16 protein-coding genes are annotated in these 19,702 nt (G+C 40.9%); 15 read left to right on the top strand and 1 reads right to left on the bottom strand.

Annotation, left to right across the window (positions count from 1 at the left end; translation table 11 throughout):
* Window positions 1–46 precede the first annotated feature (46 nt).
* Genes ACVRZ8_RS03620 through ACVRZ8_RS03605 form a run of 4 tightly spaced genes read left to right on the top strand, consistent with a single transcriptional unit; the run spans window position 47 to window position 2,833 of the window.
* Window positions 47–532 (top strand): PTS sugar transporter subunit IIA, encoded by a 486-nt coding sequence (locus ACVRZ8_RS03620; protein ID WP_447447957.1) that lies wholly within the window; start codon window positions 47–49, stop codon window positions 530–532.
* A gap of 47 nt (window positions 533–579) precedes the next feature.
* A complete protein-coding gene (locus ACVRZ8_RS03615) occupies window positions 580–1,245 on the top strand; it encodes a 3-keto-L-gulonate-6-phosphate decarboxylase UlaD (RefSeq protein ID WP_447447956.1) in 666 nt (221 codons plus the stop codon).
* A gap of 5 nt (window positions 1,246–1,250) precedes the next feature.
* Complete coding sequence (locus tag ACVRZ8_RS03610; protein ID WP_447447955.1) at window positions 1,251–2,114, top strand: L-ribulose-5-phosphate 3-epimerase; 864 nt, start codon at window positions 1,251–1,253, stop codon at window positions 2,112–2,114.
* Between the two features lie 2 nt (window positions 2,115–2,116).
* The gene (locus tag ACVRZ8_RS03605; protein ID WP_447447954.1) at window positions 2,117–2,833 is read left to right on the top strand and encodes an L-ribulose-5-phosphate 4-epimerase; all 717 of its coding nucleotides are present in this window, start codon (window positions 2,117–2,119) and stop codon (window positions 2,831–2,833) included.
* 189 nt (window positions 2,834–3,022) lie between these two features.
* Here the strand turns inward: ACVRZ8_RS03605 and ACVRZ8_RS03600 are convergent, their stop codons facing one another.
* Window positions 3,023–3,199 (bottom strand): hypothetical protein, encoded by a 177-nt coding sequence (locus tag ACVRZ8_RS03600; RefSeq protein WP_447447953.1) that lies wholly within the window; start codon window positions 3,197–3,199, stop codon window positions 3,023–3,025.
* 289 nt (window positions 3,200–3,488) lie between these two features.
* On the opposite strand from ACVRZ8_RS03600, the gene ACVRZ8_RS03595 reads away from it, so the two are divergent.
* The 11 genes from ACVRZ8_RS03595 (at window position 3,489) to ACVRZ8_RS03545 (ending at window position 19,549) form a co-directional block, all read left to right on the top strand.
* Complete coding sequence (locus ACVRZ8_RS03595) at window positions 3,489–5,165, top strand: BglG family transcription antiterminator (RefSeq protein WP_447447952.1); 1,677 nt, start codon at window positions 3,489–3,491, stop codon at window positions 5,163–5,165.
* Between the two features lie 117 nt (window positions 5,166–5,282).
* Window positions 5,283–6,275 carry a LacI family DNA-binding transcriptional regulator gene (locus ACVRZ8_RS03590; protein ID WP_447447951.1) on the top strand — a complete coding sequence of 331 codons (993 nt, stop codon included), beginning with the start codon at window positions 5,283–5,285 and terminating at the stop codon, window positions 6,273–6,275.
* 179 nt (window positions 6,276–6,454) lie between these two features.
* Complete coding sequence (locus ACVRZ8_RS03585) at window positions 6,455–7,474, top strand: hypothetical protein (protein ID WP_447447950.1); 1,020 nt, start codon at window positions 6,455–6,457, stop codon at window positions 7,472–7,474.
* A 12-nt stretch (window positions 7,475–7,486) separates the two neighbouring features.
* Window positions 7,487–8,443, top strand: a complete 957-nt coding sequence (locus tag ACVRZ8_RS03580; protein WP_447447949.1) for an NAD(P)-dependent oxidoreductase — start codon at window positions 7,487–7,489, stop codon at window positions 8,441–8,443.
* Window positions 8,444–8,561: 118 nt separating this feature from the next.
* Window positions 8,562–10,022 (top strand): PTS transporter subunit IIC, encoded by a 1,461-nt coding sequence (locus tag ACVRZ8_RS03575; protein WP_447447948.1) that lies wholly within the window; start codon window positions 8,562–8,564, stop codon window positions 10,020–10,022.
* A gap of 20 nt (window positions 10,023–10,042) precedes the next feature.
* Window positions 10,043–11,029, top strand: coding sequence for an amidohydrolase family protein (locus ACVRZ8_RS03570; RefSeq protein WP_447447947.1), 987 nt, complete (start codon window positions 10,043–10,045; stop codon window positions 11,027–11,029).
* Window positions 11,030–11,095: 66 nt separating this feature from the next.
* On the top strand, window positions 11,096–12,619 hold the full coding sequence (locus ACVRZ8_RS03565; RefSeq protein ID WP_447447946.1) for an FGGY-family carbohydrate kinase: 1,524 nt from the start codon (window positions 11,096–11,098) through the stop codon (window positions 12,617–12,619).
* On the top strand, window positions 12,616–13,356 hold the full coding sequence (locus ACVRZ8_RS03560; protein ID WP_447447945.1) for an IolE/MocC family protein: 741 nt from the start codon (window positions 12,616–12,618) through the stop codon (window positions 13,354–13,356). The genes ACVRZ8_RS03565 and ACVRZ8_RS03560 overlap by 4 nt, the downstream gene beginning before the upstream one ends.
* Window positions 13,357–13,544: 188 nt before the next feature.
* On the top strand, window positions 13,545–14,636 hold the full coding sequence (gene ulaG / locus ACVRZ8_RS03555) for an L-ascorbate 6-phosphate lactonase (RefSeq protein WP_447447944.1): 1,092 nt from the start codon (window positions 13,545–13,547) through the stop codon (window positions 14,634–14,636).
* Between the two features lie 403 nt (window positions 14,637–15,039).
* Entirely contained in the window at window positions 15,040–17,016 is a 1,977-nt protein-coding gene (gene tkt, locus ACVRZ8_RS03550; RefSeq protein WP_447447943.1) for a transketolase, read from the top strand.
* A 166-nt stretch (window positions 17,017–17,182) separates the two neighbouring features.
* On the top strand, window positions 17,183–19,549 hold the full coding sequence (locus ACVRZ8_RS03545; protein ID WP_447448045.1) for a phosphoketolase family protein: 2,367 nt from the start codon (window positions 17,183–17,185) through the stop codon (window positions 19,547–19,549).
* Window positions 19,550–19,702: the final 153 nt, after the last annotated feature.

Genomic DNA, 19,702 nt, shown 5'->3' with positions numbered 1-19,702 from the left:
ACACCCATTGTATTTGACAGTAATTTAACAAAAAGAGGTAATTAATATGAACTTAAAACAAGCATTTACAGAAAATGATTCCATTCGTCTTGGTTTGACAGCAAAAGACTGGAAGGATGCGGTTTATTTGTCAGTAAAACCTTTGATCGAAAGCGGTGCAGTAACAGAAGAGTACTACCATGCTATTATTGAATCAACTGAACAAAATGGTCCTTACTACATCCTTATGCCAGGCATGGCTATGCCACATGCACGTCCAGAAGCTGGGGTACAGAGAGACGCTTTCTCTTTGGTGACGTTGACTGAACCCGTAAAATTCTCAGACGGCAAAGATGTTCAGGTTCTTCTTGCCTTAGCTGCAACAAGCTCAAAGATCCACACTTCAGTGGCTATCCCACAAATCATTGCTCTCTTTGAATTGGATAATTCTATTGAACGTTTGGTAAATGCTAAAACACCAGAAGAAGTTTTAGCGATGGTTGAAGAATCTAAAAACAGCCCATATCTTGAAGGACTTGACTTGGATTCGTAAAATAAACTGAGACATTTTTACAAAATACTAGAAAGAAGGAGATAGAAATGACAAAACAAATCCCAAATTTGCAGGTTGCACTTGACCACTCAGACTTACAAGGAGCTATCACAGCTGCCGTTTCAGTTGGTGCAGAAGTTGACATCATTGAAGCAGGTACAGTCTGCTTGCTTCAAGTCGGCAGTGAGTTGGTTGAAGTACTTCGCAATCTTTTCCCAGATAAATGGATTGTAGCCGACACAAAATGTGCAGATGCTGGCGGTACTGTTGCAGCCAACAATGCTAAACGCGGTGCTGACTGGATGACTTGTATCTGCTGCGCCACCATTCCTACCATGAAAGCAGCTCTTAAAGCCATCAAAGAAGAACGCGGCGATCGCGGTGAAATTCAGATTGAGCTTTACGGAGACTGGACTTTTGAACAAGCTCAGCAATGGCTTGATGCTGGTATTTCACAAGCTATTTACCACCAATCACGAGACGCTCTTCTTGCTGGTGAAACATGGGGTGAAAAAGACCTTAACAAAGTTAAAAAATTGGTTGACATGGGCTTCCGTGTTTCTGTAACGGGCGGTCTTAGCGTTGACACCTTGAAACTCTTTGAGGGTGTGGATGTCTTCACTTTTATTGCAGGTCGTGGTATCACTGAAGCTGAAAATCCAGCAGCAGCAGCGCGTGAATTCAAAGACGAAATCCGTCGTATCTGGGGGTAAGTTCTATGGCACGTCCAATTGGTATTTATGAAAAGGCAACGCCTAAACATTTCACTTGGTTGGAACGTTTAAACTTTGCCAAAGAACTTGGTTTTGACTTTGTAGAACTGTCCATTGATGAGAGCGATGAACGCTTGGCACGTTTGGACTGGTCCAAAGAAGAACGCTTGGAAGTGGTTAAGGCTATCTTTGAAACGGGCGTTCGCATCCCGACCATCACTTTTAGCGGTCACCGTCGTTTCCCGCTGGGCTCCAATGATCCAGCCAAAGAAGCCAGAGCGCTTGAAATGATGGAAAAATGTATCGAGTTTGCACAAGATATTGGGGTGCGCAATATCCAGCTGGCTGGTTACGATGTTTATTACGAAGAAAAATCGCCAGAAACTCGTGCACGCTTTATCAAAAATCTTCGTAAGGCCTGCACATGGGCTGAAGAAGCTCAGGTCATTCTTTCCATTGAAATCATGGATGATCCTTTCATCAATTCTATTGAAAAGTATCTAGCTGTCGAAAAAGAGATTGATTCTCCTTACCTCTTTGTCTATCCTGATACAGGAAACTTATCAGCTTGGCACAATGACATTTACAGCGAATTCGTTGTTGGTCACCGCTCAATCGCAGCTCTTCACCTCAAAGACACCTATCCTGTCACGCCTGAATCCAAAGGTCAGTTCCGTGATGTGCCATTTGGTCAGGGCTGTGTGGATTGGGAAGCCATGTTTGATGTTTTGAAGAAAACCAATTATAATGGCCCATTCTTGATTGAAATGTGGTCTGAAAATTGTGAAACTGTAGAAGAAACCCGTGCTGCTATCAAAGAAGCGCAAGATTTCCTCTATCCTTTAATTGAGAAAGCGGGGTTAAAATAAAAATGGCAAAATCATTAGCAGAAATGCGTCAACGTGTCTGTGATGCCAACAAATCACTGCCAGCACATGGACTCGTCAAATTTACTTGGGGAAATGTTTCAGAGGTTGACCGTGAAGCAGGACTCATTGTTATCAAACCTTCTGGTGTTGACTATGACAAACTCACTCCTGAAAATATGGTAGTGACAGACTTAGATGGTAATGTTGTTGAAGGCGATCTCAATCCATCATCTGACCTGCCAACCCATGTTGAGCTCTATAAAGCTTGGCCAGAAGTTGGTGGTATCGTTCACACCCACTCAACAGAAGCTGTTGGCTGGGCACAAGCTGGTCGTGATATTCCTTTCTATGGAACAACGCACGCAGACTATTTCTATGGACCAGTACCTTGCGCACGTTCATTGACAGCGGATGAAGTGAATTCAGCTTACGAAAAAGAAACTGGTACAGTTATCATCGAAGAATTTACCAACCGCGGTCTTGATCCAGTAGCTGTTCCTGGTATTGTTGTCCGCAATCACGGCCCGTTTACTTGGGGTAAAGATCCAGCACAGGCTGTTTACCATGCGGTTGTGCTTGAAGAAGTAGCGAAAATGAATCGCTTTACAGAACAAATCAACCCACGTGTGGAACCAGCACCACAATACATTTTGGACAAACATTACTTGCGTAAACACGGTCCAAATGCTTACTATGGACAAAAAGGCGATGCGCATTAAGCAAAGTTTCCTTTATAGAAAAAGCTCAGTCTAGGCTGAGCTTTTTGATTTTACTTAAGAGATAATTTTAAATAGTCGTTAAAAGTTTGGATAGGTACTAAACACACACTTTTTCCTTAAAGATAGTAGAACAAAAAAGCTAAATCGTATGTTTGGATATCTCTTGCTGCAAGTTTGTCTGACAAGAAGTTATCCCTTTGTATAATCTCCATCAGTTTTGACATCATAAATGTTTCCAACACTGTCAATAGCATAATAATATTTAACAGAATTATGCTCAAATGAAACTTCATAAAGAGGCTCCCCAAAGTTATCATATCGGACATTTGTTGTAACTTTTAGACTCGTTACGTCTTGTTCTGCCACAGCTGCCTCTTTAAGGGCGATAGCTCGTGCTTCCTGAGTTGATATATCTTCCAGCTAATATCCTTTTCGCTGCTGCTGTTCGTAATCATCAGGAACAGGATAATTTGACTCATTAACATAGTATTAAAATATTGCAAGAAAACTGTTTTTTATAAAAAGTATGGCTTTATGAAATTAGCTCTATTGATACAGCTATAATAGATCCTGTAATACAAGCAGGCCAATTCAATGCTAATCGCATTGAAATTATGCTATAATGATACTACATTCGTAGTATTAGTGAGGAACAATGATATTATTAGACAAAAAAAGCTCCAATTTGTTAGCTTACTTGATTCAGCTTGAGAAGCCTGAAACCATTATGGCAATTTCTAAAAATCTGGATCAATCTCGTCGTAAAATTTATTATCATCTTGATAAAATTAATGAAGCTTTGCCTGCTGATGTTGAACAGATTGTATCTTATCCGCGGATTGGAATTGTTTTGAATGCGGAACAAAAAGCAGCCTGTCAATCTCTATTGGATGATTTAGATGATTATTCCTATATTATGAGTATTGAAGAACGGATGCAGCTCATGTTAATTTATATTGGTGTTGCAACGGACCGTGTGACTATCGAAAAAATTATGCAGCTGACAGATGTCTCGCGCAATACGGTGTTAAATGACTTACAAGAAATTCGTCATAAACTGTCTTTGGAACAATTTGGTATCCGTTTACAAGTAGATAAAGCGACCGGCTATTTTTTGGAATGCCCAGCACTAACTAAGATTCAGTTTTTCTATCAGCTGCTGCAGACTATTATTTATGAAGGCAGTGATGGTTTCAATGAGATTGTCAAGATTAAAATCAAGGAATTCTCGCCCGATAATTTATATTTCTCAGATCAAGCCCGTAACTATTTTGTGAATCATGCTAAGAGACTGAGCAGTAAGTTAGGAAAAAAGGTTAATAGCCGGGATTTGCAATTTATGGCTAAATCTCTGCCATACGTATTAAGTGCTTATCGCAATATGCACCTATCGGAGGAAGAAAAAGAATTTGCTACAAGGGAATTTTCTTTGGCGCGTGAACGGCATGAGTATAAACTAGCTAAAGAATTAGCAGAAGGGGTATATGACACTTTTGGCATCAATCTAGATGAACTTGAAAAATCTATTGTAGCTATGTTGGTTTTGTCTTTCCGAAAAGACAGTGATGATCATGTAGAAAGTCATGATTATGACGAAATGCGCCAGCAAATTGATGAGTTTTTAGCGAAGTTTGAAACACTTTATGATAAACAGTTTCGCAATCGTGATACTTTGCTTAACCAGTTGATTGCCCACTGTAAATCTATGCTTTATCGAAAAACCTATGGTATTTCTTCTATAAACCCTTTAACTGAACATATCAAGGAGAACTACTGGGAGCTTTTTACGCAAACAAAGAATTGTGTTGATATTTTAGAAAAAGCTTGGCTGATTACAATGACAGATGACGATGTTGCTTATCTAGCAGTTCATATTGGCGGGGAATTAACGGATGAAATTCAAGAGACAAAACCGTTTCGTATTACGCTAGTGTGTGATGAAGGGCTTGGTGTTCAAAAGTTTTTATTAAAACAATGCCAAACTTATCTGCCAAATTATGACATTGAAGCTGTTTTTACATCCGAACAATTCTACAGTGTTATAGATATTTTGCAGACAGATGTTGTTATTTCTACTGGTGATAATATTGATTGCTGTTTTCCTACTATTGTTGTCAGTCCGATTTTAACCAATGATGATATTGTTAGGCTAATCAGATTTTCAAAAACAAATGGCCGAGTTATAGAGACACCGTTTCGTCAGGAGTTGGATACTATTTTGAAATCTTATATCCGTGATGAAAATGATCGCTATATGCTGCAGAGAAAGATTGAGCAGCTGGTTAATCAAGAAATTTTATTTGAGAATAATCTTAGAGATACTCACAAGTAAATTCAGATAGGCTGGAAGGGATGCTATAGATGTCTGTTCTAGTCTTTTTGCGGTTCGGTCAAATAAGATATTAATGCTATAATGAAGGTAATGAATGCTATATAGGAGAAGTATGGGATGTTTAAAAATGTAACCATTAGTGATATTGCTAAATTAGTTGGTGTTTCTAAGGCAACAGTCTCTTATTATCTTAATGGAAATTATAAAAAAATGTCTTTGGAGACTAAAGAGAAAATTCGTGAGGCTATTCAGATCACAGGTTATCAACCTAGCCGTATTGCCAAAAGTCTGGTAACTAGAGACACTCAAACGATAGGAGTTGTGATTGCTGATATTACCAATCCTTTTATTTCTTCTGTGATGAAAGGAATTCACGACACTTGTAAAGAGTTTGGTTATGCGGTGAATTTCACCAATTCGGACAATGATATTGAAACGGAGCTAGAGAACCTAAATCGTCTCAGTCAGCAAAATGTTTCAGGAATTATTTTGGATTCGGTTGATGCAGATAATCCTATGATTAAAGCATTGGATAACAGACAGGTTGTGATGGTAGACAGGCAATCTAAGGAACTATTGCTAGATACGGTTGTCTCAGACAATAAGGCTTCAACAGAAAAATTTCTTCTTAAGATGAAGTCCGCAGGCTATGAAGATATTTATTTTGTTACCTTTCCGATTGAAGGAATCTCAACACGTGAATTACGGTATGATGCTTTCAAAGAGACGATTAGTTCCGATTCCAGCAAAATGATTATTTTAGGTGCTGAAAAAACAGAGGACGACATTTTTGAAATTCTAGAGACCTATCAAAATTCCCCTAAAAAGCCTGCTTTTTTTACGATGAACGGGCCTGCTTTACTGTCTTTTATGAAACTTATCAATCCCTCAAACTATCGTTACCCTAACGATTTTGGCTTAGGTTCTTACGAAGATTTGGATTGGATGGAAGTTTTAAATCCTAATGTTTCTTGCATTCGTCAAGACTCTTATAAGATTGGCTGTGTGGCAACGAAACATTTGATTGATAAACTGAAGAAAGAAAACTCAGCTTCAGCACCTCACTTAATAGAGGTAGCAAATAATATTGTTTTACGAAATTCATTTTAGACATAAAAATGTGAAAACGCTTGCTTTTTTGTGAGATAATTGTTATAATAATGATAAGGTTAACCGATTCACTAATGAGGGTTAAATCTTTTTGTAGATTGAGGACTTATTTTAATGGTCTAAATCTATATTTTTTGCCCTGTTAGTTAACCGTTTCACTAAAAAGAAAGGAGAGAATGGTGGATATTAGAAAAATTTTGGCAGATGAGCTACCATCAGCCTATGCTGTTTCTCGATTAACTAAAGATGACAAAGATTATCTTCTAGTTGCATCCGAGGTCGAAGAGGCTTGTTTTGCTTATGATGTGAATAACCAATTTGAAAAGTCTGTAGTTTGGCAGGACGTTGGCGGAACCATGAGCATCATTCAGGTTCCGGGAACTTTAGATTTTCTAGCCACGCAGAAATTTTATCCAGGATTCAACTCAAAAGACTGTCAGATTGTTTATGGGAAATTTGAAAAAGGTCAGTGGTCTATCAGTAAATTAACTGATTTTCCTTATTTACATCGTTTTGATTTGATTCCGCAAGAAGATGGGAAGATTCTTTTTGTGGGCTGTACGATTGCTAACTCTAAGGCCTACACTGAAGATTGGTCGGATAAGGGAAAGGTTTTTGTCGCAGAGTTTGCTCCGGAACTTTTGCGGTTAGTCAATCTTCGTGAACTGCCGCTTCGACTTTTGAAAAATCATGGTTATTATGATGTCAAAGAAGAAGGCTATTCTCTAATAACAGCAGTCGAAGGTGTGGTCAAGTTAACTTACCCAGATTTTTCAGATACTGGAGATTGGCGTTTGGATCTTCTTTTCGGTGAAGAAACTAGTGATATTGTCCAAGTCGATGTTAACCATGATGGTCAAAAAGAAAATGTGATTATCCAAGGTTTTCATGGAGATGCTTTCAGAGTTTTGAATCAGGATTTTAGCAAGGAGCTTTATCATTACCTAGAGCCTACTCAGTTTGGCCATGCTATTTGGAGCGGGGAATTGTTGGGGCAGCCTTACTTCATCTTTGGCTGGCGCTCCGGTAAGGCTGATTTGATGATTTTCCAAGAGGAAGATGGCGCGATAGTTCCGCAGATGATTGATTCCAATTCTGCTTCCAGTAATGTCCTTGCTTTTGAAAAAAATGGGAAAGCCTATATTTTCTCGGCGAACAACGGACGGCACGAAGCAGCTCTTTATGAACTTAGCAAATAAAAGGAGGTCGTTATGACTAAAAAGAAAATTCTCGTAACTGGTATTGTGCCCAAGGAAGGGCTGACCAAGCTTTTTGAAACCTTTGATGTGACTTATTCAGACAGTGAGCCTTTCTCACGGGAGTATGTCCTTGAAAACCTGCATAAGTACGACGGCTGGCTTTTGATGGGGCAAAAAGGCGACCGAGATATGATTGATGCGGGCAAGAACCTGGAAATCATCTCTCTTAATGCCGTCGGGTTTGACCATGTGGATATCGCTTACGCTAAGGAAAAAGGTATCGCTGTTTCCAACTCACCTCAGGCAGTGCGCGTGCCGACTGCTGAAATGACTTTTGCTCTGCTTTTGGCAACAGTTAAGCGTCTGGCTTTCTACGATAAAATCGTCCGTAACGGTGACTGGATTGACCCAAGTGAGCGCCGTTATCAAGGGCTGTCTTTAGAAGGTGCAACCCTTGGTATCTATGGTTTTGGCCGGATTGGTTCAACCGTGGCCGGTTTTGCTCAGGCTTTTGGCATGAAGGTCATCTACAATGATGCCTACAGACTGCCTGAAGACAAGGAAAAAGAGCTGGGCGTGACCTATGTCGAATTTGATGAGTTGGCAGCAGCAGCTGATGTTGTGACCATCCATGCGCCAGCTTTGCCATCTACCAAGCATAAGTTCAACAAAGAAGTCTTTAAGAAAATGAAGAACCGCAGCTATCTCATCAATGCAGCGCGCGGCCCGATTGTATCTGAGGCTGATTTGACTGAAGCGCTGAAAACTGGCGAAATCGCAGGCGCTGGTCTTGATGTCTTTGAATTTGAACCGGAGGTTTCTGCTGAGCTTCGTGCTCTTGACAATGTCATTATGGCGCCGCACGCTGGGACAGGTACGATTGAAGGCCGCCGTATTCTGGCGGAAGAAGCAGCAGATAACCTGATTCAGTTCTTCAATGGCAATCCGGTTAATGTGGTTAACAAATAATTAATACTCTTAAGGTTAAGGGCTAGGTGCTGTCTTCTTTGATAGCATTCAGCTCTCTTATTTTGCAGAGTATTGTAAGCGCTTAATATTACTATAAATTAGAAAAAGGTAAGTCTATATGTTGGAAGCTTTAAAAAACTTTTTTGATGTTTTCGGAGCGGCAACCGTTGTTCCCATCATGATTTTTATTGTCAGTTTGTGTTTGAAAGTCAATCCTAAGAAAGCACTTTTTTGTGCCCTGCGTGCCGGAGTTGGTTTGACTGGTTTTAGCTGGATTATTACAGCATTTTCTCCTATGGTGACTAAGTACATTCAGCAGATGGTTGCTTCAACCGGACTTAATCTGCCAATTGTTGATATTGGCTGGCAGACGGGTTCTTTGACGGCATTTTCTTCGACTATCGGTCTTTCTTTCTTTGTCATCGGTCTGGTGATAGAAGTTGTGTTGTTTTTTGTCGGCATCACTCGTGTCTTTACACCGGCCAATCTATGGAATAACTTTGGTTACATGATTTGGGGGACATTGGCTTACCAAGTAACTCATAATTTTATTCTGTCATTTGCCTTTATGATCTTTGTTTTGCTGTATTCCTTAATTCTATCCGAAACAGTAGCGGATCGCTGGTCAGATTATTTTGGTGTTAAAAATGCAACCGTAAACTCTATTCATAATATTGAATCAGTTGTTCCGGCTCTCCTTTTGGATCCTCTTTGGAATTTACTTGGACTTAATAAGGTCAAATTAAATCCGGACTCTCTCAAGAATAAATTAGGGATATTTGGCGAGCCAATGACTCTTGGTTTTATTCTTGGTTTGATTATTGGTATTCTTGGAAGTATCAAGAATTTAGGTAGTATTGAAGCTTGGGGAGGTATTCTAAACTTTGCCATTGCTCTTGCTGCTGTTATGACTATTTTTCCATTAATTACTGGTGTCTTTGCACAGGCCTTTGCTCCATTGGCTGAGGCTGTTGAAAAGAACAAGAAAAAAGAAAGTGAAGAGGAAGGAACTTCACTGGTTGATAAAAAACGCTGGTTTATGGCGGTGGACGATGGTGTTGGCTACGGTGAGCCTGCAACTATCATTTCTGGTTTGATTTTGGTACCGATTATGGTTGTGGTAGCTCTCTTTTTACCGGGCAACCGTGCCCTTCCGGTTGTTGATTTGATTGCCATTCCTTTTATGGTCGAAACAATGGTAGCTGTTACAAAAGGTAATATTTTAAAGACCATTTTAAATGGCATCATCTGGTTTTCGATTGGACTGTATGCTGCTAGCTATTTAGCTGATATTTATACCGCAGCAGTTCAGGCCAATAATGTACCTATTGAATTACCATCAACAGCAGCTATGATTATCAGTTTCAATCTCCTTGCTCATCCGCTGACAACTCTTATTTTTATTGCTTGGGTATCGGGAAATCCTATTTGGATTGGTTTGACTATTATTATCTATCTGGTATCACTTTTTGTTCTTCGCACACGCCGCGAAAATATTTACAGTTACCTTAGAAAAATGGCTGATAAAAACAGTGGCTTTGAAGGCAGTGCAGAGAAAATTATTTTGAATGAAGATTAAAAACATAAGGAGGCATTCTCATGAAAAAAATTGACGGACATTCACATATCGTTGCGGCGACAGCAGGTTATAATGGCAATGGACGTATGACACCGCTAGGCTCGGGTTATACCATTTGGGATAATGGTGAGCTCATTAAACTTTATCCAGACGGCTATGGTGATACGGATTTCACAGCTGAATCTTTCCTGCGTCTTTTGGATGAAAATGGTATTGATAAGGCTGTTCTCTTGCAGGGAAGCCTGCATGGTTATCAAAACTACTATACTTATCTTGCTGTGAAGCGCTATCCAGATCGTTTCATCGGTGCTTTCTCGGTTGATCCCTTTGCAGATAGCGCACTGAGCATCGTTAGACGTCATGTTGAAGAACTAGGTTTTCGTGCCATTAAGTTTGAAATCAGTCAAGGTGGCGGTATTCATGGTTATCATGGCAATACGCCTTTCCGTTTGGATACGGATCCAAAAATTGCTCAGATTCTCAACTATCTGTCAGACTATCCTGGTTTTGTTGTGACAGTTGATTACGGTAATTTTGACCAAATCAGCCATCAGCCGCAGGCCTTTCCAAATTTGGCAACCTATTATCCAGAACTTGACTTTGTGGTTTGCCACTTGTCATTTCCGCATGCAGCTACACCAAATCGTCTGCGCAATGATTTGAGAATGTGGAAGGATTATGATAATATCTACACAGATATTTCAGCCATTCAGGATATTGATGCGCCGGAAACTTTCCCATTTCCAAATTCTCAGGCGAATATTAAGATTGCTAAGGAGGTTTTGGGAGCTAAGAAACTCATCTGGGGAACGGATTCCCCTTGGTCAGCTACTTTCAACACTTACGAAGAACTGGCGACTTGGCTGGAAGCTGTTGATATTTTCACTCAGGAAGAGTTGGAAGATATTTTCTATAATAATGCTGAGCGTGTTTACTTTAAACCTCAGAATGTGCAAGCTATGCGTGATGCCGAGGATCCTGTGACAAAGGATTTGAATTTATATTAAAGGTTAGAAGCACGGGTTAGGGCGCACTTAACCCGCTTCTTTTATTGAAATTAGAAAGGTAAGCTTATGCAGTATTTTTTGAGTATTGACTACGGCGGAACCAATACCAAGGCTATCATTTTTGATGAAAACGGCAATCAGTTAGGGGTATCATCATTTGCGACTTTAAAAATTGAAGATAAGCCGGGTTTCCGTGAGGTAGATTTATTGGAAACATGGTCTGCCATCAGTGCTTCTATTGGCGATGTTATTGAAAAAACAGGTGTAAAAGCATCTGCTATTAATGCTGTTGCCTGTATCGGACATGGTAAGGGTCTTTATGTGCTGGATAAAAATGGTCAAGAATTTACGCGGGGAATTCTTTCGGTTGACAGCCGTGCAGCACAATTAGCAGAATCCTTTGAGGAGCGTTTAGATGATATTTGGCCATTGACACAGCAGCACGTCGTCGGAGTGCAAAATCCAGTTCTTTTAAGGTGGCTAAAGGATAATAATAGGGCTGTTTATGATCAGATTGGTTCTGTCTTATCGGCCAAGGACTATGTTCGCTATAAATTGACGGGGCAGATCAATCAGGAATATGGCGATGCCTCTGGTAATCATTGGATTAATTTCCAAACAGGGACTTACGACAACCGTATTTTAGATTTTTTTGGAATTGCTGAGATAAAAGCTGCGCTGCCTCCTTTGGTTGATTGTGCTGAGATTGTTGGCAGGGTTAGTGAACAGGCTGCTCAGCAAACGGGTCTAGCTGCTGGTACCCCTGTTGTCGGCGGTTTGTTTGATATTGATGCTTGCGCTATTGGATCGGGAGTCGTAGATGCTTCAACCTTTAGTGTGATTGCTGGAACTTGGAATATTAACACCTATCCTAGCAAGCAAGCTGCAAGCCGTGCCAGCGGTCAGATGAATTCTTATTATCCTAACCGAGATTTCTTGGTAGAAGGAAGCAGCCCAACATCAGCAGGGAATTTAGATGCTGTTTTGAAAATGCTGATGTCTGAGGAAATTCAAAATGTTAAAAAGCAAGGAAAAGATTCGATCTATGATGAGTTGGAAGTTTTTCTGAATAATACAGATGCTAATTTCAGTCATATTATTTTTTTCCCATTCTTATACGGCAGCAATGTTTCTGCAGACGCTAGTGCTTCCTTCCTGGGATTAACAACAACGTCAACTAAGTCGGAAATGATTCGTGCGGTTTACGAAGGAATTGTTTTTGCCCACAAGCAGCATATAGACCAATTAATCGTAAGTAATGGTAAGAAACCTGAAGTGATTAGGCTCTCAGGCGGAGCTACTAATTCATCGGCTTGGATGCAAATTTTTGCAGATATTCTTGAATTGCCAATCGAAACCTTAGAGGCTTCAGAACTTGGAGGTCTGGGCGGAGCCATTGTCGGTCTTCAGGCAGTCAACCAGATTGATCTGGGTGCAGCTATTGAGCAAATGGTTCATGTGAAAACACGCATCTCTCCAGATGCTAAAGAGGCGGCTAGTTACCGCAGGAAGTATACCGTTTATCAGGAATCACTGAAAGCTCTGGCACCAGCCTGGTCAGCACTGAAATCTTTGAGGGAGGATTTATGAAAAGAGAAGATTTGATTTTAAACACGATTGTTTTTAAAGAGCAGTTAGATACAGGTGTTTCACAAGCTGATTTGATTGAACTTGCTGCTTCTTTTGGAATCAAACGTTTAGAAATCCGTCGGGAATTTTTGCAAGATATTTCTCAGGAGCTGTCTGTTATTAGGCAAAAGGCGGACACTTACGCGTTTGATTTGTTTTACAGTGTCAACGAGGATTTAATTGTTGATAAAGGGCTCAATCCAGAACTATCAACTATTTTGGCAGAAGCGCAGCAATTGCAGGTTCCCTTTGTTAAACTAAATATTGGGGACGTCAGTGCTGTGACCAGCAGTGTTTTGCTGCCGCTAGCAGACTTGATGGCATCTTATCAAGTCGGGATTCGTTTAGAAAATAATCAGACTCCTGTTCATGCTGGTATTGCTAATTGTGTACGAGCTATGGATTTGGTCAAAGAAGCTGAGCTTGCTATTAGTTTTGTCTTTGATACGGCCAACTGGGTCTTTGTGGATCAGCCCATTGCAGCAGCAGTAGAAAAATTATCTTCTGTAACGACCTATCTGCATTGTAAAAATTATCAATTTGTTGATGGCAAGCCGGAAATCAGCGGTAGTTTATTCACTGGTGAGCTTGTTATTTCAGAATTGGCAGAGCAATTTCCTCATTTGGAATATCTGGCTTTAGAATACCCTTGTGACTTAGCTGTTTTAAAAAATGATATCGAAGAGTTTAGCGTGTAAGATAGTTACTTTGAATGCTTGTGTTCAAAAACAGAGTAATTTTTAAAAGGATTCATTGAAAAAATCAGAATAAGCACAAAAGTGAACACAAAAGTGTGCGAGTCTTGGTCTTTTTTGAAAACGTTTTTAGAGCTATACTGATACTGTAGAAATAATATTTAAATAATTCTTTTGGAGGAAATTTTACTATGGCTAATGTTAAAGACATTACACGCGAATCTTGGATTCTCAGCACATTCCCAGAATGGGGAACTTGGCTCAACGAAGAAATCGAAGAAGAAGTCGTGCCAGCTGGCAACTTCTCTATGTGGTGGCTGGGAAACTGCGGTGTTTGGATTAAAACACCTGGCGGAGCTAATGTGGTGATGGACCTGTGGTCAAACCGCGGTAAATCTACTAAAAAAGTAAAAGACATGGTTTGGGGCCACCAAATGGCTAACATGGCTGGTGTGCGTAAATTGCAGCCAAACCTTCGTGTACAACCAATGGTGATTGACCCATTTGCTATTAACGAATTGGATTACTATCTGGTATCTCACTTCCATAGCGACCATATTGACATCAATACAGCAGCAGCTATTGTTAATAATCCAAAATTAGACCATGTCAAATTCGTAGGCCCTTACGAATGTGGCGAAATCTGGAAAAAATGGGGTGTTCCGGAAGATCGTATCATTGTCATCAAACCAGGTGAAAGCTTTGAATTTAAAGACATCAAAGTGACAGCTGTTGAATCCTTTGACCGTACTTGTCTGGTGACATTGCCAGTTGAAGGTGCTAAAGAAAATAATGATGAACTCAAAGGACTTGCCGTAACAGATGAAGAAATGGCTCGTAAAGCTGTTAACTATGTCTTTGAAACACCTGGCGGAACTATCTATCATGGTGCTGACTCTCACTTCTCAAACTACTTTGCAAAACATGGTAAAGACTTTGACATTGATGTTGCCATCAATAACTATGGTGATAATCCAGTAGGTATCCAAGACAAGATGACCTCTATTGACCTTCTTCGTATGGCAGAAAATCTTCGTGCTAAAGTTATCATCCCAGTGCACTACGATATCTGGTCTAACTTCATGGCTTCAACAGATGAAATCATTGAGCTTTGGAAAATGCGTAAAGAACGTCTTCAATACCAATTCCACCCATTCATCTGGGAAGTTGGCGGTAAATACACTTACCCACAGGATAAAGACAGAATTGAATACCATCACCCACGTGGATTTGATGATGCCTTTGAACATGATTCAAACATTCAATTTAAGGCATTGCTGTAATTGATTTTAACCGCTTATTCACCTAGAGTTTTGATTCCATCTATCGTCTCTAGGGTAAGCAGTAAAATCAGAGAGTAGGGCAAAAATCAGTAATTTGAAGCATTCGATTTTTCAGCAAGCCCTAGTTTCTAGTTGCTGACCTGAAACAGTCCAGTGGATTGTTTTGGGCACTTGCAAAGCAAGTATCAAAAAGTACCTAATGAACTGTGCAGGGGAAACTCTGAGTTGACTAAAGTCAACAGAGTATCTCTCAACCACTGCGGCTTGCAAGTAAAATAACAAAAATATAAGGAACTGGGTACTTTTGTCCCAAACTCTTTTATAACAATTCCATATCCGCATATCGCACGATGTGCGGGTATTTTAAAGAATAATCAAGTACTCTAATAGGAGGTTAAAAATTATGTCAAATCTTTCTGTTAATGCTATTCGTTTCCTTGGTGTTGATGCCATTGAAAAATCAAAATCAGGCCACCCTGGCGTTGTTATGGGTGCAGCCCCAATGGCTTACAGTCTCTATACTAATCACGTTCGTGTGACACCAAAAGTACCAAACTGGATTAATCGCGACCGCTTTATCCTGTCAGCTGGGCATGGCTCAATGTTGCTCTATGCTTTGCTTCACTTGATTGGTTATGAAGATGTTCCTATTGAGGAAATTAAAAACTTCCGTCAATGGGGATCTAAGACACCAGGCCACCCAGAATTTGGACACACTCAAGGAGTAGATGCAACTTCAGGCCCTCTTGGTCAAGGAATCTCAACGGCTGTTGGCTTTGCGCAAGCAGAGCGCTTCTTGGCTGCCAAATACAACCGCGACGGTTATCCAATCTTTGATCACTACACTTATGTTATTGCCGGTGACGGAGATTTCATGGAAGGCGTCTCAGGCGAAGCCTCATCCTATGCTGCTAAGCAAAACTTGGATAAATTGATCGTACTTTACGATTCAAATGATATCTGCTTGGATGGGGAAACCAACGATGCCTTTACTGAAAATATCCGTGCACGCTATGATGCTTACGGATGGCATACTAGCTTGGTTGAAGATGGCACAGATGTCAACGCCATTAGTTTAGCTATTGAGGAAGCTAAAGCTGCTGGCAAGCCAAGTTTGATTGAAATTAAAACAATTATCGGTCATGGTGCACCAACAAAAGGCGGAACAAATGCAGTTCACGGCGCACCTCTTGGAGCGGAAGAAACAGCAGCAACACGTCAAAATCTGGATTGGAACTATGCACCATTTGAAGTGCCAGAAGAAGTTTATGCAGATTTCAAAGCAAATGTTGCTGATCGCGGACAAGCAGCCTACGATGCTTGGTCAGATCTGGTTGGTCAATACCGCCAAGCTTATCCAGAGGAAGCCCGTGAAGTTGATGCTATTATTGATGGGGAAGATCCTGTAACCATCACAGAAGCTGATTTCCCAGTTTATGAAAATGGCTTCTCACAAGCTACACGTAACTCATCACAAGATGCTATCAATGCAGCTGCAGCTGTTCTGCCAACCTTCCTTGGCGGATCAGCAGACCTTGCTCATTCAAACATGACTTACATCAAAGAAGATGGCCTTCAAGATGCTGAACATCCACTTAACCGCAATATCCAATTTGGTGTGCGTGAATTTGCTATGGGTACTGTCTTGAATGGTATGGCTCTGCACGGCGGACTTCGTGTTTACGGCGGAACCTTCTTTGTCTTCTCAGATTATGTGAAAGCTGCTATTCGTCTGTCAGCACTTCAAGGGCTTCCTGTAACCTATGTCTTCACTCACGATTCAATCGCTGTCGGCGAAGATGGTCCAACACATGAGCCTATTGAACATTTGTCAGGACTTCGTGCCATTCCAAATCTGACTGTACTTCGCCCAGCAGATGCGCGTGAAACGCAGGCATCATGGCACTATGCCTTGACCAATAAAACGACTCCAACAGCACTTGTTTTGACACGTCAAAACTTGGAAGTTGAAGAAGGTTCAAGCTTTACCTCTGTCGCTAAAGGTGCTTATGTGACCTATGAATCAGGACCTGACTTTGATACAATCTTATTGGCATCAGGTTCAGAAGTAAACTTGGCCGTCAAAGCAGCTAAGGAACTTGCCGCTCAAGGTGAAAAAGTACGTGTTGTCTCTGTTCCTTCCACAGATCTCTTTGATGCTCAATCAGATGACTACAAAGAAGCTATCTTGCCAAATGCAGTCCGCAAACGTGTAGCGATTGAAATGGCAGCAACCCAGCCATGGTATAAATACGTTGGTCTCGATGGTGCTGTTATTGGTATTGATAAGTTCGGTGCTTCTGCACCAGCCGCTCAAGTCATTGAAAATTATGGCTTTACTGTTGATAATGTTATTGAAACTGTCAAAGGTTTAAAATAAAACTTTCCTGACTAAGCAAGTTTGCTATTGGATGCAATCCTTACTTGGCTTGTTTGGTCAGGTTTTCTATTGAATAAATGATAAGTCTCTTGAGATTTCAGATCAAGAAAAACTCTAAAATATCAATCGTTTAAAAAAGGAAATAACCAGTCAAACAAAGGAGAAAATAATGACAAATTATGATAGCAAAGACTACCTTGATAAGGTGGATGCTTGGTGGCGAGCAGCCAACTATATTTCTGTGGCTCAGATGTATTTGAAGGATAATCCCCTTCTTCGCCGTGAGGTAACTAAGGATGATGTTAAAGTTCATCCGATTGGACACTGGGGAACGATTTCCGGACAAAACTTTATCTATGCTCACCTCAACCGTGCTATTAATAAATATGATTTAGATATGTTTTATATCGAAGGACCTGGGCACGGCGGACAGGTTATGGTATCCAACTCTTATATTGACGGCTCTTATACAGAACGTTATCCTGAGATTACTCAGGACGAAGCTGGACTCAAACAGCTCTGCAAGATCTTTTCATTCCCAGGCGGTATTGCCTCTCACGCAGCTCCTGAAACACCTGGTTCTATCCATGAGGGCGGTGAGCTTGGTTATGCTTTGTCACATGCCACGGGTGCTATTCTTGACAATCCAGACGTGATTGCAGCGACTGTCATTGGTGATGGTGAAGCTGAGACAGGACCTCTCAATGCAGGCTGGTTCTCGAACACCTTTATCAATCCGGTCAATGATGGTGCTGTTTTACCGATTCTTTATCTCAACGGCGGCAAAATTCACAATCCAACAATTCTAGCTCGCAAGACCGATGAAGAACTGACCCAGCTCTTTAATGGCTTTGGTTGGAAACCTTATTTTGTGGAAGGTTCAGATCCAGATGTTATTCATGGACAAATGGCTGAGACCTTGGATAAAGTGATTGAAGAAATCAAGGCTATTCAAGAAGAAGCCCGCAAGCAGCCAGCTTCTGAAGCTAGTCAGGCTGTTTGGCCAGTACTGATTGTTCGCATTCCAAAAGGCTGGACCGGTCCTAAAGAATGGAATGGCGAACCAATCGAAGGGGGCTTCCGTGCGCACCAAGTTCCAATTCCTGTAGAGGCAGGTCATATGGAGTACATTGATTCTCTGACTGGCTGGCTCAATTCCTATAAACCTGAAGAGCTCTTTGATGAGAAGGGCTATGTCAAAGAAGACATCCGTGCCATCTCACCAAAAGGTGATCGCCGTATGTCTATGAATCCAGTGACTAATGCCGGTATTGTGAAGAAGCTTGACCTTGCAGACTGGCGTAAGCATGCCATTGATACCTCAACGCCTGGGGCTGTTCAAAAGCAGGATATGATTGAGTTCGGGAACTACGCAGCTGACCTTGTTAAAGCTAATCCAGATAATTTCCGTATCTTTGGACCAGATGAAACCAAATCTAACCGCCTCAATAATGTCTTTACAGCAACTAACCGTCAATGGCTGGCACCGCGTGATGAAGCCTATGATGAATGGCTGTCACCAGCAGGTCGTGTTATTGATTCACAACTGTCAGAACATCAGGCAGAAGGCTTCTTGGAAGGTTATGTCTTGACGGGGCGCCATGGTTTCTTTGCGTCTTATGAATCTTTCCTGCGTGTCGTTGATTCTATGATTACTCAGCATTTCAAATGGCTGCGCAAATCTAAGACGCACACAGATTGGCGTAAGAACTACCCATCTCTAAACTTGATTGCGACCTCAACTGTCTTTCAACAGGATCACAACGGTTATACCCACCAAGATCCAGGGCTTTTGACACATTTAGCTGAAAAAACACCTGAGTATATTCGTGAATATTTACCAGCCGACTCCAATTCACTCTTTGCTGTCATGGAACATGCTTTGGCAGACGAAGACAAGGTTAATGTCATCGTCACCTCTAAACACCCACGTCCGCAGTTCTACTCTGTAGCAGAAGCAGAAGAACTTGTGCGCGAAGGTTACAAAGTTATTGATTGGGCATCAAATGATAAGGGCGGGGAACCCGATGTTGTCTTTGCAGCAGCTGGTACTGAGCCAAACTTGGAGATTCTTGCCGGTATTTCAATCTTGCACAAAGCTTTCCCTGATATCAAAATTCGTTTTATCAATGTCGTTGATATTTTGAAACTGCGTTCACCTAAGGTTGATCCACGTGGTTTGACAGATGAAGTCTTCAACCAACTCTTCACAACAGATAAACCAATCGTCTTTGCTTATCACGGTTATGAAGGCCAAATTCGTGATCTTTTCTTCAATCGTACCAATCATAATGTTTATATTCATGGTTATCGTGAAAATGGCGACATCACAACACCATTTGACATGCGTGTTCTCTCAGAGATGGATCGATTCCATATTGCTAAAGATGCTGCACAGGCAGTGCTTGGTGAGGAAGCGCAAGCCTTTGCTCAAGAAATGGATGATAAAGTGGCTTACCATACAGCTTATATCCGTGAAAATGGTGATGATATCCCAGAAGTTCAAAATTGGCAATGGGAAAATATTAATTAGAACAGAACAAAAAGCAGGATTTAAACGGCTCTTTGTCAACTGTAGTGGGTGACTTATAACTAAGCACGAGAGAGAATCAGATTGGTTCTCTCTCTTTGCATGTTCAAAGCGATAAGAATTTTAGTTTTAAAGTTTTTGAAGTTTCGAAAGCCA

This window comes from Streptococcus dentiloxodontae (assembly GCF_053206925.1).
This window is presented reverse-complemented; position numbering and strand designations above follow the sequence as displayed.

What these genes read in the sequence shown, in the direction of transcription:
- ACVRZ8_RS03620 (WP_447447957.1), top strand. Translation starts at nt 47, where the DNA reads ATGAACTTAAAACAAGCATTTACAGAAAATGATTCCATTCGTCTTGGT.
- ACVRZ8_RS03615 (WP_447447956.1), top strand. Translation starts at nt 580, where the DNA reads ATGACAAAACAAATCCCAAATTTGCAGGTTGCACTTGACCACTCAGAC.
- ACVRZ8_RS03610 (WP_447447955.1), top strand. Translation starts at nt 1,251, where the DNA reads ATGGCACGTCCAATTGGTATTTATGAAAAGGCAACGCCTAAACATTTC.
- ACVRZ8_RS03605 (WP_447447954.1), top strand. Translation starts at nt 2,117, where the DNA reads ATGGCAAAATCATTAGCAGAAATGCGTCAACGTGTCTGTGATGCCAAC.
- ACVRZ8_RS03595 (WP_447447952.1), top strand. Translation starts at nt 3,489, where the DNA reads ATGATATTATTAGACAAAAAAAGCTCCAATTTGTTAGCTTACTTGATT.
- ACVRZ8_RS03590 (WP_447447951.1), top strand. Translation starts at nt 5,283, where the DNA reads ATGTTTAAAAATGTAACCATTAGTGATATTGCTAAATTAGTTGGTGTT.
- ACVRZ8_RS03580 (WP_447447949.1), top strand. Translation starts at nt 7,487, where the DNA reads ATGACTAAAAAGAAAATTCTCGTAACTGGTATTGTGCCCAAGGAAGGG.
- ACVRZ8_RS03575 (WP_447447948.1), top strand. Translation starts at nt 8,562, where the DNA reads ATGTTGGAAGCTTTAAAAAACTTTTTTGATGTTTTCGGAGCGGCAACC.
- ACVRZ8_RS03570 (WP_447447947.1), top strand. Translation starts at nt 10,043, where the DNA reads ATGAAAAAAATTGACGGACATTCACATATCGTTGCGGCGACAGCAGGT.
- ACVRZ8_RS03565 (WP_447447946.1), top strand. Translation starts at nt 11,096, where the DNA reads ATGCAGTATTTTTTGAGTATTGACTACGGCGGAACCAATACCAAGGCT.
- ACVRZ8_RS03560 (WP_447447945.1), top strand. Translation starts at nt 12,616, where the DNA reads ATGAAAAGAGAAGATTTGATTTTAAACACGATTGTTTTTAAAGAGCAG.
- ulaG (WP_447447944.1), top strand. Translation starts at nt 13,545, where the DNA reads ATGGCTAATGTTAAAGACATTACACGCGAATCTTGGATTCTCAGCACA.
- tkt (WP_447447943.1), top strand. Translation starts at nt 15,040, where the DNA reads ATGTCAAATCTTTCTGTTAATGCTATTCGTTTCCTTGGTGTTGATGCC.